The following is a 25,734-nucleotide window of genomic DNA, read 5'->3' on the forward strand; positions in this document are numbered from 1 at the left end:
GTAATGAAACTTTTGTCAGAAGTTCATTGCTTAATTTCATCGCTCAAGCGAGCTTGAGGTGTTTTTATAATGCTGTAACTGTGCACGAAAATCAGCCCAGTTAAAATATGGTCCCGGATCGGTCTTGCGGCCCGGTGCAATATCCGAATGTCCGGCAATATGCTGCTGAATCTTGGAATAATGCTGTTGCAGACAGGCCGTGACTTTTACCAAGGCCTGATATTGTTCAGCTGCAAAAGGCAAGTCATCACTGCCTTCCAGTTCGATCCCGATCGAATAATCATTACATTCTTTTTTGCCCAAATAGCTCGAGCGGCCGGCATGCCAGGCACGGTCATTGAAATTAACAAATTGCAGTACTTCTCCCGTTCTTAAAATTAGCAGATGGGTCGACACCTGCATCCCTTCAATGGTTTGAAAATAAGGATGTACGGACCAGTCCAGCTGATTCTGAAAAAACTGTTCAATATAACCACCGCCAAACTGTGAAGGTGGCAGGCTGATATTGTGAATCACCAGCAATTGAATCTCGGTCCGTTCTGGCCGCTGATTAAAATTGGGAGACGGGATTTGACGTGCACCGATTAGTTGCCCGTCCTTGACCTGAAACTCAGCTGCCTGTTGCATAAAACCGTTCTCCCCAAAAATAAAATCTGCAAGATCAGCATTGCAGCCGGCTTCATGCTAAAACTTTCAAGGAGAAATCTCAATTCATCCCAGCAAACTGGATGAAAAATCGCTCATCTTTTATGTAACGGTGCTAAGATAAGGCGCAATTTTCACGGCTTAAAAAAGATACGGAAATACTCATGCGCATATCTCAAGCTTTGCTAGACCAGTCCATTCAGATCAATATTCAACAAGCACTTTCAGAAGATATCGGTGAAGGCGATATTACCGCCCTGCTGACTCCTGAAGATGAACAGGCCACTGCCACTATCATTAGCCGTGAAGACATGGTTTTGGCCGGCCAGCCTTGGGTAAATGCCTTGATTCAGGCCTATGATCCAAGTATTGAAGTGATCTGGCTGAAAAATGATGGCGATCATGTTCAAGCCAATCAAGCATTTTTAAAACTGGCCGGATCTGCACGTAGCTTACTCACCGTGGAGCGCCCTGCGCTAAACTTTGTCCAGACGCTGTCTGCGGTTGCGACTAAAACCGCCCACTATGTCAAAGAGCTGCAAGGTTTAAACACCAAATTATTAGATACTCGTAAAACGCTTCCGGGTCTGCGTATCGCACAAAAATATGCCGTGGCCATTGGCGGTGGCCAGAATCACCGTTTGGGCCTGTTTGATGCCTTCTTGATTAAAGAAAATCATATTATGGCAGCGGGTGGCATTGCGCAGGCGATTGCCAAGGCCCATCAAATTGCACCGGGTAAGCCTGTCGAAGTTGAAGTCGAAACCTGGGAGGAGCTGAATCAGGCACTCGAAGCCCATGCTGATATTGTGATGCTGGATAATTTCAGTCAGCAGCAGATGATCGACGCGGTGCAACATGTGGCCGGTCGCTGCAAACTGGAAGCCTCAGGTAATATCACCATTGATAATTTACGTGAAGTCGCGAGTACCGGAGTAGATTATATTTCCATGGGCGTGCTGACCAAAGATGTCAAAGCCATTGATCTGTCGATGCGTTTCAATGCTTAAGCCTAAATGGGATAGATGACCGTAGAGGGTGCGAAGCACCCTTTTTTTATTTTTAGAAAATTTTTTTGCGCATATTTTGCTCAATTTTCTATTTTAGACCTTAATCATCGTCGTCGTCCCGATTACCTCGACGATCGCGGTCATCATCGTCACCATCACGGTCGTTATATCTTCCGTTATCCTCATCACGATCCTGATTTAATACTGAACGCTCGTCATCTTCACGATTATTACCCCAGTCACAGGCAGTTAATCCAAACACGCCCAGCAATGAAATTGCACAAAGCCACTGTTTCATGCCGCATTCCTCATTGTGATCTCGCCTGATCCAATATCGATGCAAAACCGGTTCAGATATAGCCGATTCATGTCGGATTTTTGTGATGAAGCTTTGTGATGCAGTTTTTTCATACAGCAATTGCTGAAATTTCAGGCATAAAAAAACGCATCCGTAGATGCGTTTCTCAACATGGGATGGATTACCAGCCTAAAGCTTCTTGCTGTTTTTTCACCAATTCCTGAATACCTTTCTCAGCCATTTCCAGCATGGCATTCGATTGTGCACGGGTAAATGGCTTATCTTCTGCAGTACCTTGAATTTCAATAAATTCACCGGCCTGAGTCATCACCACGTTCAAATCGGTTTGACAGTTTGAATCTTCTTCATAGCAAAGATCCAGTAAAACTTCATCTTTAAAAATACCCACAGAAACCGCAGCCACCAAACCTTTTAATGGATCATGTTTGATTTTTTTTCTTTCCAGCAAGACGTTCATGGCATCGACCAAAGCCACCGCAGCACCAGTAATCGCTGCAGTACGGGTGCCGCCATCAGCCTGAATTACGTCACAGTCGATAGTAATGGTATTTTCACCGAGTTTTTTCAGATCGACCATTGAGCGCAAGCTACGACCAATCAGACGCTGAATTTCCTGAGTACGGCCACTCTGTTTGCCACGTGCCGCTTCACGGTCACTACGGGTATGAGTTGAACGTGGCAACATGCCATATTCAGCAGTCACCCAGCCTTGGCCCTGACCTTTGAGGAAACGCGGTACAGAACTATCCACACTGGCAGTACAGAGTACTTTGGTATGACCAAATTCAACCAATACAGAGCCTTCCGCATAACGTGTATAGTTACGGGTAATTTTCACTTCACGTAATTGATCTAATGCTCGCTGGTCGATACGCATAATAAGTCCTGTATGGGTTCAAAATAATTGCGGCTCAGTATAGCAGAAGCCTTTGCCAAGATTAGGCAGCCTGGTGATTCATTTACAAAATCAATGCATCAGCTCGCTACGAGATGTCAAAATTCTGCCGATCTGTGGCACTACGATTTGATTTAATTTTTGCTAGACTAAAACTCCCTATGAGGGAAGCCAGTGACAGGAAACCCATTTATGTCCTTACGTGAAGATCGCAAGCAGCAAAGTCATCAGGCACTACTCGATGCGACACTAGCATTCAGCAGTCAGGGCCGCGCTTTCAGCACGATCAGCCTACGTGAAGTCGCGAATGCAGTCGGAGTAGTACCGACGGCGTTCTATCGGCACTTTCAGGATATGAACCAGTTGGGTCTGGAATTGCTGGATCAGGTTGCGATTCATATCAAGGGCGTACTCAATCAGCTGGGGCAGGCTTATCTGTATCAGCCGAATACCCGAACCCACACCGGGCTTGAGCTCTTCTTTCAGGCCGTCGAATATCATCCTGAACCCTGGATTTTTTTTGTGGCAGAACGTTGGGGCGGTTCGGACGTGTTACGTGTCGGCATTGAACGGGAAATTCATTTTCTGGCTGAAGATGTCATGCATGAACTGGCCAAGATGCAATCTACCCGACATATTCAGGCATCACAGGACTTGCAGGCTCTGGCACAGATGCTGATTGAACTGTCCCTGAACTGGGCCATGGGCTGGATTCATCTGCAGCATCAGGTTGATCCAGAGCTGCGCCGCGCTCAATCCAATGCCTTTAAAACCCAAAGCGTGCTACAGATGCAGCTCTTGCTACGTGGCATTTTGCACTGGTACCGGCGACCTTCCAAAACAGTTGAAACCGCAAGCCCTGTGCTCAATGAAGCGGTCATTCCCCCTGCCTAAATAAAAAAACCTGCATCATGATGCAGGTTTTTTTTACTGATCGTCAGTTCAGACTTATTTGGCTTTACGCTCTTTCTCGATCAGGTAATTCACCACCTGAATGACTTTGGCATCATTACCCTGCACAATATATTTACCATTCACGGTCACTGCCGGAACACCACTTAACTGATACTGAGCAGCCAGATTTTTGGCTTGGGCAATTTTCGAAGTGATCGGGAAAGATTTATAAGTGCTGTTAAATTTCGCTTCAGGAATACCATAGCGGGTATAGAACTTGGCCAATTGCGCCTGTTCTAAAATTGGACGTTGCTTATCATGAATATCATGGAATAATTGTAAATGTGCTTTTTGACGCACACCCAATGCTTCAGACACATAATAAGCACGCGCTGCCTGCTCCCAGAGTGGATTCATTGCAGCCGGCGTACGTACAAAACGTACATCTTTTGGTAATTTTTTCAACCAGCCCTGCATATGTGGTTCAAGCGCGAAACAATGACCACAGCCGTACCAGAAGAATTCACGTACCTCAATTCTGCCCGGTTTTTCGACTTTGACTGGTTTTGCAACCACCTGATAGTCCTGACCTGCCACAAAATTGGCCATAGCATTGCCTGAAAAGGCCAAAACAGATGTGGCAACAGCGCCTAAAAGGAATTTTTTCATTCGGATTATCGTCCTCTAAATCATTATGCTTAGTTTATGTGTTCACTATAAATCAATTATGCCGGTTTCGTTTTCATTCTGTGAACTTTTTTGCTGCTTTTATCGCTTTTTCTGCCAGAATCGCTACACTAAACCATCGGACTGATTTTCAAGGTTTTAAATCAGTTTCTCTGGCCATTCGGCACGTACATATTTTTAGCTAATCACGACTGATTGAGGTGATACCGATGTCGCAATTGAATGTTGATCCACAAGAAATTGCCAAGTTTGAAGCATTTGCAGCTATATGGTGGGATCAGCATTCCGAGTTCCGCCCCTTGCACATGATTAATCCACTGCGTTTAAACTGGATTGATGAACATGCCGGAGGCTTAAGCGGCAAAAAAGTGCTGGATGTCGGCTGTGGCGGCGGCATTCTGGCCGAAAGCATGGCGCGACGCGGGGCCGATGTGCTCGGGATTGATATGGGTGCAGCCCCACTGAATGTGGCACGCATCCATGCCGAACAGGAAGGCGTGAGCAATATTGAATATCGTCAGGTGCCGGTCGAGCAACTGGCAGAGGAACAGGCTGGCCAATATGACATCGTGACCTGCATGGAAATGCTGGAGCATGTGCCAGATCCGGCATCGATTATTCAGGCCTGTCATAAACTGGTCAAGCCAGGTGGTCATGTGTTCTTCTCGACCATTAACCGTAATCCAAAGTCCTATTTATTTGCGATTATCGGGGCAGAATATGTCTTGCGCATGCTGGCCAAAGGCACCCATGATTACAGCAAATTTATCAAGCCGTCCGAACTGGCACATGACATTCGCAACTCGGGTTTAAAGCTTAAAGACATGACCGGTCTGCACTATAATCCGCTGACCAAGCGTTATTGGCTGGCACCGAATGTTGATGTGAACTACATGGTTTATACCGTGAAAGATAGCGCAGCAGAGACCACAGCATGAAAGCCGTTTTATTTGACCTAGATGGAACCCTGATTGATACCGCTGCCGATTTTATCCGAATTATCCAGCAGATGTGCCGTGAAGAAGGCCGCCCACTAGTTGCACCCGAGCTGATTCGTACCCAGGTCTCCGAAGGCGCTCGCGCTATGGTGAAACTGGTTTATCCGGAACTGCAACTAGAAGATCCGGTCTTTCTGCAACACCGTCAGCGCTTTCTGGACATGTACGGCGCAGATATTGCGGTCGATACCGATCTGTTTGATGGCATGTATCCATTACTTGAACAGCTAGAGGAAAATGACATTCCTTGGGGGATTGTGACCAATAAACCGCGCTGGCTCAGCGAGGCTTTACTGCAAGCGCTGAACCTGAGTGAACGCTGCGCAGTGCTGGTATGTCCGGAAGATGTCACTCGGACCAAACCCGATCCTGAACCGATGTATCTGGCAGCCAAGCAACTGAATCTTGCCGCGGAAGACTGTATCTATGTCGGAGATCATCCCCGAGATATTGATGCCGGCCGTCATGCCCAGATGCTGACCATTCTGGCTGCTTATGGTTATTTGCCGTTGCAATACAAAGACGATTTAAATGCCTGGCAGGCCGACCATATCGTGCATACTGTGACAGAATTACATCAATTGATTCAGACACTGGTACTGAAGCAGCATACTGCGGTATCTTGAACGCTTAACACTAAATAATAAGAAGTGAGGAGGTAGATAATGAAATATTCAGCATATCAACCTCGCCCCGATCTGCTCAAGGATCGAATCATCCTGATCACAGGTGCGGGCGATGGCATTGGACGTGCAGCAGCAATTAGTTATGCCTTGCATGGCGCAACTGTAGTGTTGCATGGGCGTACCTTAAACAAACTCGAAGTCATTTATGATGAAATTGAAAGTTTGGGTGCGCCACAACCTGCCATCTTGCCGCTACAACTGTCGAGTGCTTCAGAACGTGATTATGAGCTTTTGCTCGATACGCTAGACCGTCAGTTTGGTCGTCTGGACGGCATTCTGCACAATGCCGGCATTTTAGGTGAACGGGTTCCCTTGGCGGATTATCCGGTCAACGTCTGGGATGATGTGATGGCGGTCAATCTGCGTGCACCCTTTGTCATGACCCAGGCCCTGCTGCCGCTATTATCCAAATCTGAACATGCTTCAGTGGTTTTTGCCAGCTCAGGTGTAGGCCGCGAAGCCCGCGAACGCTGGGGTGCGTATTCGGTTTCTAAAATTGCTATTGAAGCGGTAAGCCAGTTATTTGCCAAAGAGCAGGTACATCCGAATATCCGTTATAACTGCATCAATCCCGGGGCAACGCGGACTGCCATGCGCGCCAAGGCCTATCCGAATGAAGATCCGAAAACCCTGCCTACCCCCGATTCAATCATGCCGGCTTATCTATATTTGATGGGTAATGACAGCCTGCATATGAATGGCCAGAGTATTGATGCACAGGATTAAATTATTCTGTCTGTCATTCAGGGAGCAATCGCTCCCTTTTTATTTCATTTTTAGTCATATTCAGCGCATAAATCTTAAGTAAGTTCACCCCGCTCGCATTGAGTTTCATTAAAATAACAGCATACTAAGCCCCACTATATTTCACTCGAGTGCATCATGACTGAATTAAACAATATTACGGTGACCCATTTAGACGATGGCATGGTGTCGCTGCTGATTGATCAACAGCCTATTTCAGAAAAATACGGCACCAAGTTTGAAGCCAGTATCGTGGATGACATCAAAGCACTCGAAAATGCCCAGAAACTCAAATTGTTCGAGCAATTTGTATTTTCACATCAGGATCTGAATTTTGAACATGCGTATTATTATGTGACTGGCATTGAAAAATTAGACGATTGTTATCGTCTGGCCAAGCATTTTGTTTATCGCATTCAAATTGAAGGACAACCTGAAATCGAGCATGTCATCAGCAATCAGGGTAAAGCCATGACGGCCGAAGATGTACGTGCCTTTATTCAGGCGCATGTGCAAAAATCACTCAACGATTATACTGACCTGAACTACGCTTATTAAAAGTCAGGTCATTGAATAATCTTGGGCACTTTTCGATAACGTGCCCTTTTTTTTCTTAAAATCCTACAAAAATAACAATAAATCGGATTTACATATTAAATATATAAAATTATACGGTTTTCCAAATCAAACTCATTAAACTATGCTTTCTTGAACCACAGATAGATCAAATCACGAGCGCAGCATGGCTGACCAAAAACGTAAAATTGAAACCATTCACCGGATTGAACAGTTGCAGTTATCTGAAGCCTTGATTGTGGCACTTGATGATGCTCTTCAAGCTGAATCGGTGGCTGAAGCAATCCAGTCCTTGCAGGGTTTGGCAGAACAATGGAATTAATCTCAAACTAAACTGGCAAAATTCTTTGCCGTTTCAGTAAATCATGAACTTTTTTCTTGCTGATTCAATGCTGTTTTTTTGAGCTAAGTCATCGATTTTCGCTTGCATATTGGCCCTTGCTTTGATGAGATAAGGACATAGCTCGGTAGGCTACTTTATAGAAGTGATGCCGTCGCCTAAAGTCATGTAAAAACATGACATCATCATAATATCTCTGCATTTGTTATAAAAATTGTGCCTGTTCTTCACAGTTTCTCTGCAATTTTTCCGTACATTAGGCACTGTAGAAGATGAACAATTTAATGAGGGTTCAACATGAAAAAGGTTTTGGTGGCACTGGCAATTTCTTGCAGTACATTCATGCTGAGCAATGTCGTCATCGCTGCCCCTCATTTCAATGATGAATCCCGTATGGATTCACGTCATGGTCATGACAAGAAGAAAGCCCGTGAGTTCCGAGAGGAAGAGCAACAGGATAACCGCCGTATGCGTGAAGAACGTGGGGTGAAACGCCTGCAACAGTTACGCTGGCAGCCGGGTTATGTAATGCCACAGCATTATCGTGGCAATGGCTATAAAGTTGAATACAAAGACCATCGCCTGCCTCGACCTGACCGCAAGCAGCAATGGTACAAAGTCAATAATGACTACATTCTGGTGGATTCTGAAAACAACAGCATTATCCGCATCGTGGGTGACTAGTTCAGAAGTGTATTCACATTTAATCTTCTTTAAGGCCCAACGATGTTTGGGCTTTTTTATTTCACTGGCTGAAATTTTTATCCGCAAATCTTGCTGCTATTCCAGTTTTTAGACTGCGTGATTCATCTACTAAATTTCTTCATGAATTTAACAATTTAACTAAATAGCCCTCACGCTTTCTATGTACTTGTTCGCTAATTTAGTCTCATCGAAATTAGATATACATCTTAAGGTGAGAGCCATGAAAAAGGTCTTAACTACAATCGCGTTATCTCTAAGTGCTTTGTTAGCTACTTCTGCAATGGCAGCACCACAGTATGACTCGCGTTATGACCATAATCCGCATAAACCGGCGCCACACTGGAATGCTAAAGATAGCAAGAAATGGAATGACGACCGTCGCTGGAATGATGACCGCCGTCATAACAACCGTATGGTCAATCCAAGCCGTGACTGGCGCGTAGGACAAACTTTACCTCGTCAATATGACAACAACCGTTTTGAAGTGAGTGATCGCGAAGCACGCCGTTTACCAAATACCGGCCGTTTCCAGCAATGGTACAAAGTCAACAATGACTACGTTCTGGTGAATGAACGCACCAACAAAATTGTACGAATCATTAACTAAGCTTTCTCCATTACTGCTCGTCTTGCAGACACCTGAAGTCCCCTTCAGGTGTTTTTTTATATCTGCATTTCCACTTGCATTTTTTTTCATTAGAATCAAAGCTGGATCTTCAATCATTGAAATGGGCACAGCATGACTTCAGCGGAAACGTCACAAAGCACAACCTTGCAATATGTGCACTGGTTTCGCCATTCTGCGCCTTATATCAATGCGCATCGCAACAAAACCTTTGTAATCATGTTTGATGGCGAAGCGGTCTTAAATGATAACTTTCAGCATATTATTCACGATATTGCTTTATTACATTCTTTGGGCATTCGGCTGATTCTGGTACATGGTGCACGTCCGCAAATTAACCAGAATCTGGCTCAAAGCCAGATTACGACGCCTTTTTACCAGCAGCGTCGGGTCACCACACGTGAATCTTTAAGCTGCGTGATGAATGCCGTCGGTTCGATCCGCCTACAAATTGAAGCACTGCTGTCTATGGGACTGGCCAATTCGCCGATGTATGGCGCCCGGATTGATACCGTTTCAGGGAATTTTGTCACCGCCAAGCCGTATGGCATCCGCGATGGTATCGATTTTCAGTTGACCGGTGAAGTGCGCGCGGTTGATACCGATGCGATTCAGCGCCATCTGGACAGTCATAATATTGTGGTGCTTGGCTCGACCGGTTATTCCACTACCGGAGAAGTTTTTAATCTGCTGGCTGAAGAAGTTGCTACCAAAACTGCGATTCGCCTTAAGGCAGATAAACTGATTTTTCTCGGTAAGCAGCATGGTCTGATGGACAGTAACGGCCAACTCAAACGCGAAGTGACACCGCAACAACTGGATGATTTTATTCCGGTCGAACAAGATGCGCTTGAAAGAGGACTACAAGTGAAAGCCGCACAGGAAGCCTCAATGAACGGCGTACATCGGGTGCATCTGATTTCTTATGCCTATGATGGTGCCCTGCTGGAAGAGCTGTTCACCCGGGATGGTTCCGGAACTCTGGTCACCGACGCGCATTATGAAGAAGTGCGGATGGCCGATATTCAGGATGTTGGCGGCCTGATCGGTTTGCTGCGTCCACTGGAAGAAGAAGGCATTCTGGTCTATCGTTCGCGTGAACGCCTGGAAAATGAAATCAACCAGTTTGCCGTAATCGAACGGGACGGCATGATTCTGGCCTGTGCCGCCCTCTACCCGATTCCGACGACAGGGGATGAATTGCGTTCTGCAGAAATTGCCTGTGTTGCGGTACATCCCAGTTATCGCAAGTCTAATCGGGGTAGCCAGATCCTGCATTATCTAGAAGAAAAAGCCAAAAGCATGCAGATTCAGCAACTGTTTATTTTAACTACCCGCACCGCGCACTGGTTTCTGGAACAAGGCTTTGAACCGGCTTCAGTCGATGACCTGCCGGATGCCCGTCAGGCATTTTACAATTATCAACGTAATTCAATTGTTTGCAAAAAGTCACTTTAAAGTGGCTTTTTCTTTCAGTGCCTTAGCTTAATTTTAGATAAAGATATCTGGCAATCTCGCTTTAAATTTTAAAATTCTATTACTCGTTTTTAGCTAAACATATCAATAGATTAGATTTAAAAAAATAACTATAAATTTCATAGGTTTGATTAATTTAAATATTAAATCTTCATTTTTATATAAATCACTTTTCTGCATAAGTTTTGCGCTTTTTTATTTATCTTTTTTCTTCATTAGAAATTCCTGAATAGTTATTTTTTTGAAAAAACAAAAACGATTAGCGTGTGTCTAAGTTTTCATTCACTAGTTTGTCATTTTCGGGAGTTTTGATTCATGCGCCAATCTCATGTTCAGTTTTTAGCAAAGACTGTGGTAGTCGGTACTGCGATGGCGGGTGTCATGATGCTTTCAGGCTGCTCGAAAAAAGAAGAGACCATTACCCTGAATATCGGTTTCCAAAAATACGGCATATTACCTATTTTAAAAGAACGCGGCACGCTGGAAACCAGCTTAAAACAGCAAGGGGTCAATGTGAAATGGGTAGAATTTCCGGCCGGCCCACAACTGCTTGAGGGCCTGAATGTTGGCAGCGTCTCTTTTGGTGAAGCCGGTGAAGCACCGCCAATTTTTGCCCAGGCGGCCAACTCAAATCTGGTCTATGTAGCCAATCAGCCGCAAGCGCCTAAGGCAGAAGCCTTAATTGTACCGAAAGATTCGCCGATTCAGTCTATTCAAGATCTGAAAGGCAAACGGGTAGCCCTGAACAAAGGTTCAAACGTGCATTACTTACTATTAAAAGTTCTGGAAGCCAACCAGCTTGACCTTGATGATATCGAAGTGATCTATTTACCACCTTCCGATGCACGTGCTGCATTTGAACGTGGTGCAGTCGATGCTTGGGTGATCTGGGATCCGTTCTTTGCAGCTGCTGAACATCAAATTGGTGCGCGTGTCATTGCCAGCGGTGAAAATGTGGTGAGCAATCATCAGTTCTATCTGGCAGATCGCAAGTTCGCAGAAAGCCATCCTCAGGTGGTACAGGCGGTGGTCAACGAACTGAATCTGACCACGGACTGGGTGGCAAAAAATCAGGACGCTGCCGCTCAGCTCCTGCAAAAACCGACAGGTCTGGCCGTCGATGTCTTAAAAACCTCTATTTCACGCATGGGCTTTGGCGTTAAACCTCTCAGCACTGACGTGATTCAAAAACAGCAACAAGTCGCCGATGCATTTTATGCGCAGCAGCTGATTCCACAAAAGCTGAATATTGATGCAGCAATTATTAAATAACAGCAGAATAATTCGAGAATAAAGATGAGTCATATAAAAACAGTTTCTTATATCAGCTTAGCGCTATTGAGCTTTAGTCTGACTGGCTGCCAGAAACAGGAACCACAGCAAACGGCTGCCGCAGAAACCACGTCAGCGCAACAAGTTAAAACCATTGCGATTGGCTTTCAGAAATCAGCCTTAAATCTGCTGGTGGCACGTGATGAAAAGCTGTTAGAACAACAATTTCCCAATGCCAAAATTGAATGGAAAGAGTTTCCGGCAGGCCCACAAATGCTGGAAGCCTTAGCAGTCGGTGCAGTGGATTATGGCTATGTGGGAAATACTCCGCCTATTTTTGCACAGGCGGCAGACAAAGCCCTAAGCTACGTGGCCTTTGAAAAAGTGGCGGGAAATTCTTTGGCCGTGGTCGTGCCGAAAGACAGTGCCATTCAAAATATTCAACAATTGAAAGGAAAACGGATCGCGGTGCAGAAAGGTTCAAGTGCCCATGAACTTCTGGCCAAAACCCTGGAAAAAGCCGGCTTAAGCTGGTCAGAGATTCAAGCCATCTGGCTTCCCCCTGCGGATGCACGTGCTGCTTTTGATAAAAAAGCCATTGATGCCTGGGCAATCTGGGATCCCTTCCTGGGTGCAGCCGAGTTCGACAGCCAGGTTAAGGTGCTGATTGAATCCAGTGACTTTCCGCAAACCTATTCCTTTTATATCGGCAATCCTGAATTTATTCAGAAGCATCCGGATAGTCCCAGGAAGTTTATTCAGGCTTTAAATGCCTCTGACCAGTGGATTCTTAAAAACCAGGCTGTAGCCCTAGATATTTATCAGAAAAGTACCGGTCTGAAACCAGAAGTGGCGAAGCTTGCATTTGAGCGTCGTCTTAAACCTTCGCCGGTTCAACCTTTAACGACGGAAGTGATCAAAGCCCAACAGAATATTGCCGATCTCTTCCAGCAGGTTCAACTGATTCCCAAAACCATCAGCGTCCAGAAACATATCTGGTCGCCAGCAGCCACACATTGATAAACAAACAAGATGATTTAATTTAAGGAATATCACATGAAAATTTTCTGGTTTATCCCCACTCATGGCGACAGTCGTTACTTAGGCACCAGCAAGGGCGCACGTGTTGTAGATCATGCCTACATGAAGCAGATTGCCGTTGCAGTAGATAACTTAGGTTATGAAGGTGTCCTGATTCCGACCGGCCGTTCTTGTGAAGATCCCTGGTTAACCGCAGCCAGCCTGATCGATGCAACCAAAAAATTAAAATTCCTGGTGGCGTTGCGCCCGGGTGTGACCACGCCAGCACTGGCTGCACGTATGGCTGCGACCTTTGACCGTTTATCCAATGGCCGGGTCTTGCTAAACCTAGTGACTGGTGGTGACGAACAGGAGCTGAAAGGTGACGGCGTTTATGAAGATCACAAAACCCGTTATAAAACAGCAAGCGAATACACCACCATCTGGCGTGAAATTCTAAAACGCTCACATACAGGTGAAAGCTTTAGTTTCCATGGCGAACGCTTAAGTGTCGATGATGCAAAATTGCTGTATCCACCCATTCAGCAGCCGCATCCGCCTTTATGGTTTGGTGGCTCATCGGATGATGCCATTGAGCTGGCCACGGATCAGGTCGATACTTACTTGACCTGGGGCGAGCCACCGGCAGCAGTCAAAGAAAAAATTGCAGTGGTAAAAGCCAAGGCTGCAGCTAAAGGTCGTGAACTGAATTACGGGATCCGTTTACACGTGATCGTACGCGAAACCAATGAGCAGGCCTGGGCGGCGGCTGAAGAACTGATTCAATATGTGGATGATGCCACTATCGCTGCAGCCCAAGCCAAGTTCAAATCCATGGACTCGGTCGGTCAGCGCCGTATGGCAGAACTGCACAATGGCGATCGCAGCAAACTCGAAGTTTCTCCAAACCTCTGGGCAGGTGTGGGTCTGGTTCGTGGTGGTGCAGGTACGGCACTGGTCGGCGATCCGGAAACTGTCGCTGCACGTATCCAGGAATATGCCGATCTGGGGATCAGCACCTTTATTTTCTCAGGCTATCCACATCTGGAAGAATCCATCCGTTTTGCAGAACTGGTATTCCCTTTACTTCCACTGGAAACCCAGCAAAAACTCACTCAACCAAACTTGACCGGTCCATTTGGTGAAATCGTGGCGAACAACTACACACCGGACGAGAACAAGCAGGCTGAGAAAATTAAGGAGTCTGCTTAATGTCAAAAGTCGTTTCCGTTGAAACCCTGACCCCAAAGCAGGTTTCACGTGGAACAATTCTGGGGCAGCATCTGCTGCCCTGGCTGGTTCCAATTTTCTTGATTGCAGTTTGGCAAATTGCCTCTAGCACAGGCCTGCTGGAAAGCCGGATTCTGCCTGCACCGAGTGCCGTGGTTTTAGCCTTCTGGAATTTATTGCTCAGCGGTGAACTGTGGACGCATGTGCAAGTCAGTGCAGGACGTGCCATCAGTGGCTTACTGGTCGGCGGTGGTTTGGGCCTATTGCTGGGTCTGTTAAATGGTTCATCCAAAACTGCCTCTACCCTGCTCGACACCACCTTGCAGATGATCCGCAATATTCCTGCACTGGCACTCATTCCCCTAGTCATCTTATGGTTCGGGATTGATGAATCTGCCAAATTGTTTCTGGTGGCGATTGGGGTATTTTTCCCGATTTATATCAATACCTATCATGGGATTCGTTCCGTCGATCCGCAATTGATCGAGATGGGCAAAAGCTATGGCTTAACTCGCTGGCAACTGTATAAAGAAATTATTCTGCCGGGTGCGATGCCGTCAATTCTGGTCGGACTGCGTTTTTCTCTAGGTCTGGTCTGGGTATTGTTAATCGTGGCCGAAACCATTTCCGCCCAGTCTGGTATTGGTTATATGACCATGAATGCACGTGAATTTTTGCAAACTGACGTGGTTCTGGTAGGTATTTTATTGTATGCCCTGCTCGGCAAACTGGCCGATGTTCTGGCCGTGGCCTTAGAGCGATTCCTGCTGCGCTGGCATGCCGGCTATCAAAAATAAAGAATAAATGAGGAGCATGTGATGACTGATCTCAGTTTAGGGCGTCATGCCAATGACCCGATTGTGCCACTGGACCAACCTGCGGCAGAGATCAATCCTGCTGCAGTGATCGGTGCCGAAATTATCATTGAACAGCTGCACAAGTTTTACGGTTCGGTCAAGGTTCTGGAAGATCTGGACCTGCATATCCAGCCGGGTGAATTTCTGGCAATTGTTGGTCGCAGCGGTTGTGGTAAAAGTACCTTATTGCGCCTGATTGCCGATCTGGAACAGCAAAGCTACGGCGAAATCAAGTTTAAGTCAGCCCGGCATATTCGCGAAGGCATTACTACCGATGATATCCGGGTGATGTTTCAGGACCCTCGCCTGCTGCCCTGGCGCAGCATCGAACAGAATGTTCAACTCGGTTTACCGAAGGAGCAGCATGCCAAAGCTTCGCAAATGCTGGAAAAGGTCGGACTCAAAGAAAAAGCTGGACTGTGGCCTTCACAGCTTTCTGGAGGACAACGGCAACGTACCGCCTTGGCGAGGGCATTATCGCATCAGCCGCGTATTCTACTGCTGGATGAACCGCTCGGCGCCCTGGATGCCCTGACACGTCTGGAAATGCAGAACCTGATTGAACGTCTCTGGACCGAGCAAGGCTTTACCGCCATTCTGGTCACGCATGATGTCAGTGAAGCAGTGCAATTGGCAGACCGGATTATCTTGCTGGACAAAGGCCATATTGCCAAAGAATTTAAGGTCAATTTGCCACGTCCCCGGCAAAAAAGTGTGACATTTGCAGAACTAGAACAGCAGGTCTTGCAGGCAGTTTTAGCGACCTGAATACCCAATCCAACCTAAAATCGCGCATGGTTTTGGGTCTTATTCTTATAAAAATACATTTATCTCAATAAGAGAACATTTTTATCAGATTCATTTCAGTATTATTCCTCTCTTGCATTGATGAAGAAAAAAGATGAATAAATGAAGTATTTTCAGAAACTTGAATTTTTCTCTTGGTGTAAATGCATTTAGCCTGTTTTAAATATTGATCTAGAGAATAAATCATCATTATTCAAAAAATTAGCCTGTGACTGTGTGCACAAATCTGATGATTTGCCGTACAATTGAGGATTCCCTTTTTCATTGTTTTTTATATTTGCTAATGGAACAAAAAAAGAGTACTCAAAAACGCAATCAGCTGCTAAATGCTGCACTAGACGTATTTTCCCTATATGGTTTTAATGGGGCAAGTCTGGATGAAATCGCACAAATTGCAGAAATGCATAAGTCGAATATTTTCTATTATTATGAAAATAAAGAAGCCCTGTATGTCGAGGTATTAACCACCGTTCTACAAAAATGGCTGGCGCCTTTACAAACCCTGGAAGCTGAACTTGAACCTGAAGAAGCGATCACCAATTATTTGATGCAAAAAATTGAAGTGTCGCGTACCCAGCCTAAAGCATCTCGTTTATTTGCTTTGGAGGTGATTCAAGGTGCACCGCATATTCTGGAAATTTTAAAAGGTCCACTGAAAAAACTGGTCAAGCGTAAAGCCAAAGTAATTTCCAACTGGCAAGAGCAAGGCAAAATTTCTGCAGATATTGATCCTGAGTTACTGATTCTGAATATTTGGGCGATTACCCAGAACTATGCAGACTTTGCGACCCAAATGGAAATGGTCACGGGTAAAACCTTGCGTAACCGCAGCATGCAGCAACGCATTATCCAGCATACGGTACATATGATGTTATACGGCGTGGTTCCACGCACGGATAAATAAGCAAGCGCTTCTGATTGGCACACGACCATAGCTGCTATGGTCGCCGAGCAAACTTGACCCTCCTATTTATTTTACCATTTGATATAAATCTAATAATTTTTTCGCACCCAATAACAGATTTTCTTCCCAATCCAGATGCGCAGTCTCATTAGCTCCATCAGTAATGTATTTCACTGAAATCAGCCGAACGCCCAGCTTTTTACAGACTTTGGCCAAGGCATAGCCTTCCATATCGACCAGATTACACGCCACTTTTGAAATACCGGTTTCAAAGCTATCGCCTGTTCCACAAATCCCTTTCGGCAAATGGTCAAAGAAAGAATCCAGCTCAATCGCACCCGGGAAATGCTGATCCATCGGGGTCATGCCGATCTCAAAGCCAAGGGGCGACACATCCATATCACGCTGTACAAATTGCTTGACTTCGACCAGTTCATGCGCATTAAAATGCGAACTTCCCGCGCTGCCCAAATTCAATAAGGTACTGCAACCGGTGTTCTGAATCACCTCAAAAGCTTTAAAAGCCGCATTGACTTTACCAATCCCGCTGTAATGTACCTGAATGCCTTCTGCTTCAAACAAGCCTTTGGATTCATTGGGTAGAGCCATGATGAGCGCCAGATCGGACATTCGAAACACCTGATATCAAAAAAAACCCTGACATTAGAAAACAAAACCGGCTGAATGAAAAGCACCAGTGCTCTGATCAAACATACTTAGTGCGTAGAAAAACCAGCCGGCTCAATTCCAAGGAAGATGAATTTTCAAGAAAAATATTGCATAAAAACACAACAGCAAGACGAAAGCGCGAGATTATGGCAATATATAGCCTCTCGATATTTCTAATCACTTGATTTGCCCATGCAGCTGCTCCGTCTAAATGCTCTAGCCTCTCATTCTGAATTACCCAAAACTGCCGTGACCATCGGTAATTTTGACGGCGTGCATTTAGGCCATCAGGCGATGATCCGTCAGCTGCAACAGGTGGCCAAAGCACAGGGTTTAAAATCTGTAGTGATGATTTTCGAGCCGCAACCACTTGAATACTTTCAGGGTTATGATGCTCCACCGCGTATTTCATCATTGCGTGAAAAAGTTGAATATCTGACTGAGCTGGGTGTGGACTATATCGCAGTGGCGAAATTTGACCATACTTTTCGCAGCCTGACTGCAGAAGCTTTTGCCGACATTTTAAAAGAAAAACTGAATGCCCGGCATCTGGTCTTAGGCGATGATTTTCACTTTGGTAAAAACCGCCAAGGCAACAGCGAATTCCTGCGCAATTACGGGTTTGAAGTGACCAATTTAATTACCATTGCTCTAGATGGTGAACGGGTCAGTTCCACCCGGATTCGCCAGACCTTGCAAGCTGGTGATTTAGCCTTGGCCGCACAATTGCTGGGTCGTCCTTATAGCATTACTGGGCGGGTGCAATATGGCGATCAGATTGGTCGAACCATTGATTTCCCGACCATTAATGTACGGCTCAACCGTCATAAGCCCTGCCTGAAAGGAATTTATGGGGTGGAAGTCATTTGTGAAACCCAATCCTTAAAAGACAAAGTAAAAGCCGACTCTGCAACGCAAACCGGTATTGCGGGTTATGACCCGACTGCCCTGTTTGGGGCAGGTCATGTCGGCACACGTCCAGCCATCAAACAAGCACACCCAGAGTGGCGATTAGAAGTACATTTTCCAGATGTTTCTGCTAATCTGTATGGCCTGTTGATGCGGGTGACGTTCTTAAACTATTTACATGGCGAAAAGGACTATCCTTCGCTTGAAGCGCTAAAAGCCGGAATTGATGATGATGTCGAGAAACTGCTTGAGTTTCGTCGAAATCACCCCACATTTCCCTTTTAATATCCCATATTTTTATTGTAAAACGTGTCAGTGACATAACTGATTAGATTGGAAGACGACTTGCATGAGCGATAAGCAAACTCCTGAAAATGCAGTGGACTATAAAGCCACGCTAAACCTCCCAGGTACTGACTTTGCAATGAAAGCAAATTTGGCAGTACGTGAAGCGAAATGGTTAGAAGAGTGGTATGCCGACAACATTTATCAGCAGATTCGTGAATCGCGTATTGGCAAGAAAAAATACGTGCTTCATGACGGCCCTCCTTATGCCAATGGTCAAATCCATTTGGGTCATGCGGTCAACAAAGTACTCAAAGACATCATTATCAAAAGCCGTGTCATGGATGGTTTTGATGCGCCATATGTACCGGGTTGGGACTGTCACGGTTTGCCAATCGAACTGAAAGTCGAAGAAAAAGTCGGTAAAGTCGGTGTAAAAGTTGATGCTTCAACTTTCCGTAAAGCGTGTCGTGAATATGCCTACACCCAAGTTGAGCTTCAAAAGAAAGACTTCGTACGTATGGGTGTGTTCGGTGATTGGGACAATCCTTACCTCACGATGAACTTCAAACAAGAAGCCGACATCGTACGTTCACTGGGTGCAATCGCGAAAGCAGGTCATATCGAGCCAGGTCTTAAACCAGTCAACTGGTGTCTGGACTGTGGTTCATCATTGGCTGAAGCTGAAGTTGAATATGAAGATAAAAAATCGGATGCAATTGATGTCGGTTTCACTGTTGTTGATTTAGCTGATTTGTCTGCTCGTTTAGGCGTAGACGTTGCTGATCGTACCGATATCGTGATCTGGACCACCACACCTTGGACCATGCCTGCTAACCAGGCGGTTGCACTGCATGCTGAGCTTGAATACCAACTGGTGAAAGCAACAGCCGAAGATAAAGCTGCACAAAACTTCATTTTGGCGAAATCATTGGTTGAGTCTGCGACTCAGCGTTATGGCTTTACTGCATTTGAAGTGCTTGCTGAATTCACAGGTGCAAAACTTGAGAATTTAGTTCTTCAACATCCTTTAATTAGCGACCGCCAAGTGCCAGTGATCTTGGGTGAACACGTCACCGATGCTAGCGGTACAGGTGCTGTACATACTGCACCGGGTCACGGTGTGGACGACTATAAAGTTGGCTTACAGTACAACTTAAAAGTTGAAAACCCAGTCGGTGGTAATGGTGTGTATTTACCAACGTCGCCTATCTTCCCGGGCGAGCACATCTACAAAGCCAATCCAAAAATTATTGCGGCATTGACTGAAGCGACCAAGCTTTGGGCACATGTGGTGATCAAGCATAGCTATCCGCATTGCTGGCGCCATAAAACGCCGATTATCTTCCGTGCGACCCCACAATGGTTCATCAGCATGGATGCCAAAGGTTTACGTCAAGGCGCATTAAACGCGATTGAAAATGAGATCAGCTTTGTACCGGACTGGGGTAAAAACCGGATTCAGGCAATGATTGAAGGTCGTCCAGACTGGTGTATCTCACGTCAACGTACTTGGGGCGTGCCAATTCCATTCTTCGTACATAAAGATACGAACGAATTGCACCCACGTACGCCTGAACTGATCGAAGAAGTTGCAAAACTGATCGAACAAGAAGGTATTGATGGTTGGTACAACCGTGATGCCCGTGAGTTCATTGGTGATGATGCTGAACAATACAATGCTGTGCGTGACACGCTAGACGTTTGGTTCGACTCAGGTACAACGCACTATGCCGTACTGCGTGAACGTGAAGAACTGACTGATCCTGCCGATTTATATCTAGAAGGTTCAGACCAACACCGTGGCTGGTTCCAGTCGTCGTTATTGACTTCGATTGCGATTAACGAACGCGCACCGTATAAAGGCTTGTTGACCCACGGTTTCGTGGTCGATGAAAAAGGCCGCAAGATGTCCAAGTCGATCGGTAACGTGATCACGCCGCAAGACATCATTAAAGATATGGGTGCGGATGGTCTACGTTTCTGGATCGCCTCTGCGGATTACCGTTATGAAATGACCGCTGGTAAAGAAATCTTTAGCCGTGCCTCTGACGGTTATCGTCGTATCCGTAACACGCTTCGTTTCTTGCTTGCTAACCTGAATGGCTTCAAACCCTCGACAGACGCATTACCCGTAGATCAATTGATCGCGCTTGATCAATACATCTTGCAACGTGCATCTGAAGTGCAAGAAACCATTAAAAAAGCATACGAAGATATGAACTTCCATATCGTCACCACTGCTTTAACGAATTTCTGTATCAATGACTTAGGTGGTTTTTACTTAGACATCATCAAAGACCGTCAATACACCACGAAAGCGGATTCGCAAGCACGTCATTCTGCACAAACTGCGTTGTATCACTTGGTACAAGCATTCGTGCGTTGGATGTCACCAATCCTGAGCTTTACTGCACAAGAAGCTTGGCCATTAATTCCTGAGCAATCAGAGAAATACGTGTTCACGGCTGAATGGTATGACATTCCTGTGGCTTCAACTGCAAATGTAGTATCTGAAGCTGAATGGCAAACGCTCATTGCTGTGAAATCTGCAGTAAACAAATTCATTGAAACTGCACGTACAGCAAAAACTGTCGGTTCTAACTTGTCTGCCAAAGTTGAACTTTGGGCAAATGCTGAATTAAAAGCAGTGCTAGATAAGTTAAGTGATGAGCTTCGTTTCGTACTGATCACATCACAAGTGATCGTCAATGCGTTTGATGCTGCACAAGGTGAAGCATCTGATCTTGAAGGCTTGAATGTGAAAGTGTCTGCAGCAGATGGCGAAAAATGCGTACGTTGCTGGCATGTATTACCAGATGTAAATACACATTCTGCACATCCTGGTCTATGCGGTCGTTGTATCATCAACCTTCCTACAGGCCAAGGCGAAGAGAGAAAATATGCCTAATACCCACACCAAAAAGGGCTTATTCCAGTTCTATCCCCATAATTTATGGTGGGTTGGGCTGGCCATTCTGGCGATCATTCTGGATCAATGGACCAAATGGATTGCGGTGACAAATCTGAATTATGCAGATCCTGTTCCTGTACTGCCCTTTTTAAATTGGACACTGCTACATAACTATGGCGCTGCCTTTAGTTTTCTGTCCGATGCTGGTGGTTGGCAACGCTATTTCTTTACTTCACTGGCAGGTTTAGTGTCTGTAATCTTCGTGTTTTGGCTGATGCGTATGCCAAAAGACATGAAAATCTTGCCGCTGGCGATTGCCCTGATTCTGGGTGGTGCCATCGGTAATTTAATCGACCGGGTTAGCCTTGGCTATGTGGTCGATTTTATTCATGTGTATTACCAGAACAGCCACTTCCCTGCGTTCAATATCGCAGATAGTGCTATTACTGTAGGCACTATTCTGATGCTGATTGATACCTTTTTCTTAGAAAAACATCGAATTCAACGGGCGCAAGCACAACATGACTGATTTTATTCATCCTAACGAAGAAACCCGGGTTGCAGACGGTTCTAAAGTCGAGCTGCACTTTTCTGTCGCAATCGAAAATGGCGTGGAAATTGACAATACCCGTAGCCGTGAAGAACCGGTCAGCCTGGTGATTGGTGATGGCAATTTACTGCCTGGTTTTGAAAAAGCATTGTTTGGTTTACGTGCCGGTGACCGTCGTACGGTGAGCCTGCCACCAGAAGATGCTTTTGGTCCATGGAATCCAGAAAACATCCAGAAATTTGATACGGTGAAGTTCGGAGAACGTCCGATCGAAGGTCACATGATCGAGTTTGAAGACAAAGCCAAAGCCACCTTGTATGGCGTGGTGAGATCGGTGAATGATGAAATCACTGAAGTGGATTTTAACCATCCATTGGCAGGCAAAAACATCACCTTTGAAGTGGAAATCTTTAAAGTGACACCTGCGGGTCAGCAAGGCATTAAACTGATGTAGAACCTCAGCTAATTAACTGATTTTAAAAAAGCTCCTTCGGGAGCTTTTTATTTTCCGGATACAAATCATCTCTAGTCACCTTCCTGAAATCTGATTAATTTGATGATCAGACCCGAAGAAAGGATGAAACATGAAAATTTATATTGTGGTTGGGAGTGTTCGTGAGGGACGTACTGCGATTAAAGTGGCGCACTGGGTACTGCAGGAAATTAAAAGTTATGCCTTTAGCACTTTGGAAACTGAAATTGTCGATCTAAAAGAATGGGATCTTCCGCTGTTTTCTGGTGCTCATCCCCCATTGACCGGGATTTATGATCAGCCCAAACAGCAAGACTGGGCCGACAAGATTGCGCTTGGCGATGCCTTTATTTTTGTCACGCCTGAATACAATCATGGCTATAGCCCTGCCCTGAAAAATGCCCTGGATTATCTCGGCAAGGAATGGCAAGGCAAACCGGCAGCTTATATTGGTTATGGCGCGACCAATGGCTCACGTTCGATTGACCAGATTCGTCAAGTCGGCACTCAACTTGGACTGGTAGATACCAATGCCGTGATTGAAATCCGTGACATCTTTGCACGCAACAAAGATTATTCCTTCCAAGGCAATGAATTTGATAATAAAAACTTAAAAGCTGTGGTGGATAGACTGATTCAATATGTCAGTGCTTAATGACTGGACGACAGCCCTGTACGTTTTAGCCTACATGCAGCGCAGAGTTTAGCCGCTATGCGGTTGTTTTATGCGAGGCTATAGTCAGTACATAGACAGACAGGAAGTCTGCAAAGCGATACGACAACAATAAAAAGCGCCAATCAACAGGACGTTGACAGATTAGACAGGAGTCAGATCTGAGAAGCAAATCCAGAAAAGCCTCGACAGGATGTTGAGGCTTTTCTGTTTTTAAACTTTAGATTTAACTTGAATACTGATCGGGATGCATCAGACATTAACCTTAAACCCGAGATCAACATCACAGGCGGCTTGCCCTCCCCGAATACCCCAATTTTCCAATGCACTTTCTCTCAGATGAATCAAAATATGGTCTGCAGGAATACCGATTTCCCCAAGACTTTTGACCATTTGCTGATACAAGTTGCGCTTGGTCTCCAGACTGCGGCCAGCAAAACAGTCAATACTGATCAAGGTAAAATATTCAGGCTGAGCTAAATGACTCATATACTGAAAACGATGCGCTTCATGCACGACCAGACGAATATTACGATCATATTCAGGTAGCTGAAAGGCAGTTTTCACACAATGAAATACGCTGTTAAGCAATTGTTCCTCAACTGCTTGAGGATATTGTTGGCGAACTTCAATTTAAATCGTAGGCATAGGAGTTTCCTTTTTATTATTTTATCGACATTTTTATTTATATCAGTTGATGCATATCAAAAGAGTATTCTCTCGCTAACATACAGCAAAATCACCATCCCTATTTGTAATTTGATCGGATGATCATTTTAAAACAGTATTTTTGAATTTATCTTTTTAAAATTTGGCTGTCGGCTTTGACCTACAATCTATGCAGCCAAACTGCCCTATTGCGCTGTATCGCTTCAGGCTATATTCAGATCATACCAAGACAGGAAGTCTTGTAAGAAAAATAAAAAATTCACGTAGCAGGATGCTGATCGGTATAACAGATATTATACCTTTAACAGAATATGAAAAGGCCTTCACAGGATGTAGAGGCCTTTTTCTTTCATGCCAGCATCAGCTTAAAAATCCTTTCATTCAGAGGGTCAGCTCATGCTGCGTTATTCCACCTTTCAATAACTCATTTTCAGATAAGCATCCTAAAAGCAGAGGATTAAGGTGCTGTCATTTTTAACAAACCTGCTTGCGGACCATCTTGAATCACCCACAGTGAACCATCCTGTGCCTGAGCAACCCCGCGAATCCGCTCTTTCATATCCAGACGCTGAACTTCTTTCACTGGGGTCTGGGTCGTATCCACAATCACAATCGCTTTAGAAGACAGACCGGTCGCAATCGCTTTATTTTTCCATTTCGGGAAGACATTAGCCGTATAAAAAATTAAATCTGAAGGAGAAATTACCGGAGTCCAATCCAGTGCCGGGGCCTCAAATTCAGGTCGGGTACTGTGGTCAGGAATTGGCTTGCCATCATAATGATCGCCATTGGATACTAACGGATAGCCATAATTTTTAGCTTTGATAATCTTGTTTAGTTCATCGCCGCCTTTCGGTCCCATTTCGATCACCCAAAGCTGCCCTTTCGGATCAAAAGCCATGCCTAGAGGATTACGATGTCCAAGACTCCAGACCTGCTGGGCAATTTTACCCTGAGTCATAAAAGGATTATCGGCAGGGATTGAGCCATCATCATTCAGGCGAATAATTTTACCGGCATTAGATTGCATGTCCTGTGCAGGGTTGAATTGCTGACGTTCTCCTGAACTGATCCATAACTTACCATCCGGCCCAAATACAATCCGATGGGCATAATGTCCCTGGCCTGAAAATTTCGGCACTTGCGTCCAGATCCGTTCAATTTGTGTGAGTTGAAGAGTGGCTTGATTTAAGTTTAATTTACCCCGGATCACCACTGCACCATATCCGCCTTGGCCTTGTTCGGCATAGCTCAGATATACCCACCGATTCTTTGCAAAATCAGGATGTAAAGTAATTTCGCCTAAGCCACCTTGGCCTCCATATGCGACTTGAGGTATGCCTTTGACTTCAATTTTTTTCTTGGTTTTTGGATCAAAGAGCTGCAATTTTCCTTTACGCTCAGTAATCAATAGTCGGCCATCATTTAAAGTAGTAATCGCCCAGGGTTCATTAAATTGAGCAACCTGTTCAGCTTTATATTTTTGCAAGTTAGAAGAGACTGCATCTGATTTGGCAGCTGATGTAGATGCCTCTTGAGTACTTCGAGAAGATGAATTCTCTGCATGACACGCAGTAAACGCTAAAGCACAACAACTGAGTAGAATTTTTATTTTAAATTGTGACAACATTATCTTCTCCATACTGATTTATTGTTCAAATTAACATCAAGATACAGAATTTCTGATGTAAATTCAGCAGAGAAAGGTAAATAGATACATTTTAAAAGCTATAAAACGAGTTAATTTTGAAGTTTTATTTATAATTTTTGCACATAAAAAAATCCCCCTCTGCCTTGGCGGAGGGGGATTTCGAATAATGAGCTGGCGATGACTTACTCTCACATGGGTAACCCCACACTACCATCAGCGCTAAGAGGTTTCACTTCTGAGTTCGGGAAGGGA

Annotated in this window: 28 protein-coding genes and 1 rRNA gene; 21 read left to right on the top strand and 8 right to left on the bottom strand. The window is 45.1% G+C overall.

Annotated elements, in window-relative coordinates; translation table 11 throughout:
* Positions 1 to 36: 36 nt before the first annotated feature.
* Positions 37 to 627: a 1,6-anhydro-N-acetylmuramyl-L-alanine amidase AmpD gene (gene ampD / locus NI462_RS09730; protein ID WP_253160382.1), complete on the bottom strand. Its 591-nt coding sequence runs from the start codon at positions 625 to 627 to the stop codon at positions 37 to 39.
* A 182-nt stretch (positions 628 to 809) separates the two neighbouring features.
* Here ampD and nadC point away from each other — a divergent pair, with 182 nt between their 5' ends.
* The gene (nadC, locus tag NI462_RS09735) at positions 810 to 1,655 is read left to right on the top strand and encodes a carboxylating nicotinate-nucleotide diphosphorylase (RefSeq protein WP_253160385.1); all 846 of its coding nucleotides are present in this window, start codon (positions 810 to 812) and stop codon (positions 1,653 to 1,655) included.
* A gap of 100 nt (positions 1,656 to 1,755) precedes the next feature.
* On the opposite strand, the gene NI462_RS09740 is transcribed toward nadC, so the two are convergent.
* Entirely contained in the window at positions 1,756 to 1,998 is a 243-nt protein-coding gene (locus NI462_RS09740) for a hypothetical protein (protein WP_253160387.1), read from the bottom strand.
* Between the two features lie 136 nt (positions 1,999 to 2,134).
* A complete protein-coding gene (gene rph / locus NI462_RS09745; protein WP_004281238.1) occupies positions 2,135 to 2,851 on the bottom strand; it encodes a ribonuclease PH in 717 nt (238 codons plus the stop codon).
* A gap of 210 nt (positions 2,852 to 3,061) precedes the next feature.
* Here rph and NI462_RS09750 point away from each other — a divergent pair, with 210 nt between their 5' ends.
* A complete protein-coding gene (locus NI462_RS09750; RefSeq protein ID WP_253160390.1) occupies positions 3,062 to 3,763 on the top strand; it encodes a TetR family transcriptional regulator in 702 nt (233 codons plus the stop codon).
* 54 nt (positions 3,764 to 3,817) lie between these two features.
* On the opposite strand, the gene NI462_RS09755 is transcribed toward NI462_RS09750, so the two are convergent.
* Positions 3,818 to 4,432, bottom strand: coding sequence for a thiol:disulfide interchange protein DsbA/DsbL (locus NI462_RS09755; RefSeq protein WP_253160392.1), 615 nt, complete (start codon positions 4,430 to 4,432; stop codon positions 3,818 to 3,820).
* 227 nt (positions 4,433 to 4,659) lie between these two features.
* Between NI462_RS09755 and ubiG the strand changes: the two genes are divergently transcribed.
* The 14 genes from ubiG to NI462_RS09825 all read left to right on the top strand — a co-directional run bounded on the left by ubiG (position 4,660) and on the right by NI462_RS09825 (position 16,690).
* Entirely contained in the window at positions 4,660 to 5,388 is a 729-nt protein-coding gene (gene ubiG, locus NI462_RS09760; protein WP_253160394.1) for a bifunctional 2-polyprenyl-6-hydroxyphenol methylase/3-demethylubiquinol 3-O-methyltransferase UbiG, read from the top strand.
* A complete protein-coding gene (locus tag NI462_RS09765; RefSeq protein ID WP_004281234.1) occupies positions 5,385 to 6,074 on the top strand; it encodes an HAD family hydrolase in 690 nt (229 codons plus the stop codon). Before ubiG ends, NI462_RS09765 begins: the two co-directional genes overlap by 4 nt.
* A gap of 39 nt (positions 6,075 to 6,113) precedes the next feature.
* Positions 6,114 to 6,860 carry a YciK family oxidoreductase gene (locus NI462_RS09770; protein WP_005094903.1) on the top strand — a complete coding sequence of 249 codons (747 nt, stop codon included), beginning with the start codon at positions 6,114 to 6,116 and terminating at the stop codon, positions 6,858 to 6,860.
* A gap of 156 nt (positions 6,861 to 7,016) precedes the next feature.
* Positions 7,017 to 7,436, top strand: a complete 420-nt coding sequence (locus NI462_RS09775) for a hypothetical protein (protein ID WP_005261496.1) — start codon at positions 7,017 to 7,019, stop codon at positions 7,434 to 7,436.
* A 184-nt stretch (positions 7,437 to 7,620) separates the two neighbouring features.
* Positions 7,621 to 7,776: a hypothetical protein gene (locus tag NI462_RS09780; protein WP_005105291.1), complete on the top strand. Its 156-nt coding sequence runs from the start codon at positions 7,621 to 7,623 to the stop codon at positions 7,774 to 7,776.
* A 315-nt stretch (positions 7,777 to 8,091) separates the two neighbouring features.
* Positions 8,092 to 8,478, top strand: a complete 387-nt coding sequence (locus tag NI462_RS09785; RefSeq protein ID WP_005105288.1) for an RcnB family protein — start codon at positions 8,092 to 8,094, stop codon at positions 8,476 to 8,478.
* A 241-nt stretch (positions 8,479 to 8,719) separates the two neighbouring features.
* A complete protein-coding gene (locus NI462_RS09790) occupies positions 8,720 to 9,106 on the top strand; it encodes an RcnB family protein (RefSeq protein WP_253160397.1) in 387 nt (128 codons plus the stop codon).
* A gap of 132 nt (positions 9,107 to 9,238) precedes the next feature.
* Entirely contained in the window at positions 9,239 to 10,582 is a 1,344-nt protein-coding gene (argA, locus tag NI462_RS09795) for an amino-acid N-acetyltransferase (protein WP_253160399.1), read from the top strand.
* Positions 10,583 to 10,915: 333 nt separating this feature from the next.
* Positions 10,916 to 11,872: a sulfonate ABC transporter substrate-binding protein gene (locus NI462_RS09800; RefSeq protein WP_253160401.1), complete on the top strand. Its 957-nt coding sequence runs from the start codon at positions 10,916 to 10,918 to the stop codon at positions 11,870 to 11,872.
* A 24-nt stretch (positions 11,873 to 11,896) separates the two neighbouring features.
* Entirely contained in the window at positions 11,897 to 12,892 is a 996-nt protein-coding gene (locus tag NI462_RS09805; RefSeq protein WP_253160403.1) for an aliphatic sulfonate ABC transporter substrate-binding protein, read from the top strand.
* 36 nt (positions 12,893 to 12,928) lie between these two features.
* Positions 12,929 to 14,104: an FMNH2-dependent alkanesulfonate monooxygenase gene (gene ssuD, locus NI462_RS09810; protein ID WP_253160405.1), complete on the top strand. Its 1,176-nt coding sequence runs from the start codon at positions 12,929 to 12,931 to the stop codon at positions 14,102 to 14,104.
* Positions 14,104 to 14,919 carry an aliphatic sulfonate ABC transporter permease SsuC gene (gene ssuC, locus NI462_RS09815; protein ID WP_004647159.1) on the top strand — a complete coding sequence of 272 codons (816 nt, stop codon included), beginning with the start codon at positions 14,104 to 14,106 and terminating at the stop codon, positions 14,917 to 14,919. Before ssuD ends, ssuC begins: the two co-directional genes overlap by 1 nt.
* Positions 14,920 to 14,940: 21 nt before the next feature.
* A complete protein-coding gene (locus tag NI462_RS09820) occupies positions 14,941 to 15,747 on the top strand; it encodes an ABC transporter ATP-binding protein (protein ID WP_253160408.1) in 807 nt (268 codons plus the stop codon).
* Positions 15,748 to 16,069: 322 nt separating this feature from the next.
* The gene (locus NI462_RS09825; protein ID WP_253160410.1) at positions 16,070 to 16,690 is read left to right on the top strand and encodes a TetR family transcriptional regulator C-terminal domain-containing protein; all 621 of its coding nucleotides are present in this window, start codon (positions 16,070 to 16,072) and stop codon (positions 16,688 to 16,690) included.
* Positions 16,691 to 16,756: 66 nt separating this feature from the next.
* Here NI462_RS09825 and NI462_RS09830 read toward each other — a convergent pair whose 3' ends face one another.
* Positions 16,757 to 17,320 (bottom strand): 5'-methylthioadenosine/S-adenosylhomocysteine nucleosidase family protein, encoded by a 564-nt coding sequence (locus NI462_RS09830; protein ID WP_253160412.1) that lies wholly within the window; start codon positions 17,318 to 17,320, stop codon positions 16,757 to 16,759.
* Positions 17,321 to 17,551: 231 nt separating this feature from the next.
* On the opposite strand from NI462_RS09830, the gene ribF reads away from it, so the two are divergent.
* From ribF to NI462_RS09855, 5 genes are all read left to right on the top strand, one after another.
* Positions 17,552 to 18,553, top strand: coding sequence for a bifunctional riboflavin kinase/FAD synthetase (gene ribF / locus NI462_RS09835; protein ID WP_253160415.1), 1,002 nt, complete (start codon positions 17,552 to 17,554; stop codon positions 18,551 to 18,553).
* 64 nt (positions 18,554 to 18,617) lie between these two features.
* The gene (ileS, locus tag NI462_RS09840; protein ID WP_253160418.1) at positions 18,618 to 21,464 is read left to right on the top strand and encodes an isoleucine--tRNA ligase; all 2,847 of its coding nucleotides are present in this window, start codon (positions 18,618 to 18,620) and stop codon (positions 21,462 to 21,464) included.
* Positions 21,457 to 21,996 (top strand): signal peptidase II, encoded by a 540-nt coding sequence (lspA, locus tag NI462_RS09845; protein ID WP_004281218.1) that lies wholly within the window; start codon positions 21,457 to 21,459, stop codon positions 21,994 to 21,996. The genes ileS and lspA overlap by 8 nt, the downstream gene beginning before the upstream one ends.
* Complete coding sequence (locus tag NI462_RS09850; protein ID WP_253160421.1) at positions 21,989 to 22,471, top strand: FKBP-type peptidyl-prolyl cis-trans isomerase; 483 nt, start codon at positions 21,989 to 21,991, stop codon at positions 22,469 to 22,471. The genes lspA and NI462_RS09850 overlap by 8 nt, the downstream gene beginning before the upstream one ends.
* Positions 22,472 to 22,601: 130 nt before the next feature.
* The gene (locus tag NI462_RS09855; protein WP_004281216.1) at positions 22,602 to 23,144 is read left to right on the top strand and encodes an NADPH-dependent FMN reductase; all 543 of its coding nucleotides are present in this window, start codon (positions 22,602 to 22,604) and stop codon (positions 23,142 to 23,144) included.
* Between the two features lie 270 nt (positions 23,145 to 23,414).
* On the opposite strand, the gene NI462_RS09860 is transcribed toward NI462_RS09855, so the two are convergent.
* From NI462_RS09860 to rrf, 3 genes are all read right to left on the bottom strand, one after another.
* Positions 23,415 to 23,753 (bottom strand): tautomerase family protein, encoded by a 339-nt coding sequence (locus tag NI462_RS09860; RefSeq protein ID WP_290444325.1) that lies wholly within the window; start codon positions 23,751 to 23,753, stop codon positions 23,415 to 23,417.
* Positions 23,754 to 24,288: 535 nt separating this feature from the next.
* On the bottom strand, positions 24,289 to 25,461 hold the full coding sequence (locus tag NI462_RS09865) for a PQQ-dependent sugar dehydrogenase (RefSeq protein ID WP_005245576.1): 1,173 nt from the start codon (positions 25,459 to 25,461) through the stop codon (positions 24,289 to 24,291).
* Positions 25,462 to 25,651: 190 nt separating this feature from the next.
* Positions 25,652 to 25,734 (bottom strand): 5S ribosomal RNA (gene rrf / locus NI462_RS09870); the annotation flags it as partial.

The sequence above is a fragment of the Acinetobacter lwoffii genome, assembly GCF_024129715.1.
GTDB lineage: Bacteria > Pseudomonadota > Gammaproteobacteria > Pseudomonadales > Moraxellaceae > Acinetobacter > Acinetobacter lwoffii_U.

What these genes read in the sequence shown, in the direction of transcription:
- ampD (WP_253160382.1), bottom strand. Translation starts at nt 627, where the DNA reads ATGCAACAGGCAGCTGAGTTTCAGGTCAAGGACGGGCAACTAATCGGT.
- nadC (WP_253160385.1), top strand. Translation starts at nt 810, where the DNA reads ATGCGCATATCTCAAGCTTTGCTAGACCAGTCCATTCAGATCAATATT.
- rph (WP_004281238.1), bottom strand. Translation starts at nt 2,851, where the DNA reads ATGCGTATCGACCAGCGAGCATTAGATCAATTACGTGAAGTGAAAATT.
- NI462_RS09750 (WP_253160390.1), top strand. Translation starts at nt 3,062, where the DNA reads ATGTCCTTACGTGAAGATCGCAAGCAGCAAAGTCATCAGGCACTACTC.
- NI462_RS09755 (WP_253160392.1), bottom strand. Translation starts at nt 4,432, where the DNA reads ATGAAAAAATTCCTTTTAGGCGCTGTTGCCACATCTGTTTTGGCCTTT.
- ubiG (WP_253160394.1), top strand. Translation starts at nt 4,660, where the DNA reads ATGTCGCAATTGAATGTTGATCCACAAGAAATTGCCAAGTTTGAAGCA.
- NI462_RS09765 (WP_004281234.1), top strand. Translation starts at nt 5,385, where the DNA reads ATGAAAGCCGTTTTATTTGACCTAGATGGAACCCTGATTGATACCGCT.
- NI462_RS09770 (WP_005094903.1), top strand. Translation starts at nt 6,114, where the DNA reads ATGAAATATTCAGCATATCAACCTCGCCCCGATCTGCTCAAGGATCGA.
- NI462_RS09775 (WP_005261496.1), top strand. Translation starts at nt 7,017, where the DNA reads ATGACTGAATTAAACAATATTACGGTGACCCATTTAGACGATGGCATG.
- NI462_RS09780 (WP_005105291.1), top strand. Translation starts at nt 7,621, where the DNA reads ATGGCTGACCAAAAACGTAAAATTGAAACCATTCACCGGATTGAACAG.
- NI462_RS09785 (WP_005105288.1), top strand. Translation starts at nt 8,092, where the DNA reads ATGAAAAAGGTTTTGGTGGCACTGGCAATTTCTTGCAGTACATTCATG.
- NI462_RS09790 (WP_253160397.1), top strand. Translation starts at nt 8,720, where the DNA reads ATGAAAAAGGTCTTAACTACAATCGCGTTATCTCTAAGTGCTTTGTTA.
- argA (WP_253160399.1), top strand. Translation starts at nt 9,239, where the DNA reads ATGACTTCAGCGGAAACGTCACAAAGCACAACCTTGCAATATGTGCAC.
- NI462_RS09800 (WP_253160401.1), top strand. Translation starts at nt 10,916, where the DNA reads ATGCGCCAATCTCATGTTCAGTTTTTAGCAAAGACTGTGGTAGTCGGT.
- NI462_RS09805 (WP_253160403.1), top strand. Translation starts at nt 11,897, where the DNA reads ATGAGTCATATAAAAACAGTTTCTTATATCAGCTTAGCGCTATTGAGC.
- ssuD (WP_253160405.1), top strand. Translation starts at nt 12,929, where the DNA reads ATGAAAATTTTCTGGTTTATCCCCACTCATGGCGACAGTCGTTACTTA.
- ssuC (WP_004647159.1), top strand. Translation starts at nt 14,104, where the DNA reads ATGTCAAAAGTCGTTTCCGTTGAAACCCTGACCCCAAAGCAGGTTTCA.
- NI462_RS09820 (WP_253160408.1), top strand. Translation starts at nt 14,941, where the DNA reads ATGACTGATCTCAGTTTAGGGCGTCATGCCAATGACCCGATTGTGCCA.
- NI462_RS09825 (WP_253160410.1), top strand. Translation starts at nt 16,070, where the DNA reads ATGGAACAAAAAAAGAGTACTCAAAAACGCAATCAGCTGCTAAATGCT.
- NI462_RS09830 (WP_253160412.1), bottom strand. Translation starts at nt 17,320, where the DNA reads ATGTCCGATCTGGCGCTCATCATGGCTCTACCCAATGAATCCAAAGGC.
- ribF (WP_253160415.1), top strand. Translation starts at nt 17,552, where the DNA reads ATGCAGCTGCTCCGTCTAAATGCTCTAGCCTCTCATTCTGAATTACCC.
- ileS (WP_253160418.1), top strand. Translation starts at nt 18,618, where the DNA reads ATGAGCGATAAGCAAACTCCTGAAAATGCAGTGGACTATAAAGCCACG.
- lspA (WP_004281218.1), top strand. Translation starts at nt 21,457, where the DNA reads ATGCCTAATACCCACACCAAAAAGGGCTTATTCCAGTTCTATCCCCAT.
- NI462_RS09850 (WP_253160421.1), top strand. Translation starts at nt 21,989, where the DNA reads ATGACTGATTTTATTCATCCTAACGAAGAAACCCGGGTTGCAGACGGT.
- NI462_RS09855 (WP_004281216.1), top strand. Translation starts at nt 22,602, where the DNA reads ATGAAAATTTATATTGTGGTTGGGAGTGTTCGTGAGGGACGTACTGCG.
- NI462_RS09865 (WP_005245576.1), bottom strand. Translation starts at nt 25,461, where the DNA reads ATGTTGTCACAATTTAAAATAAAAATTCTACTCAGTTGTTGTGCTTTA.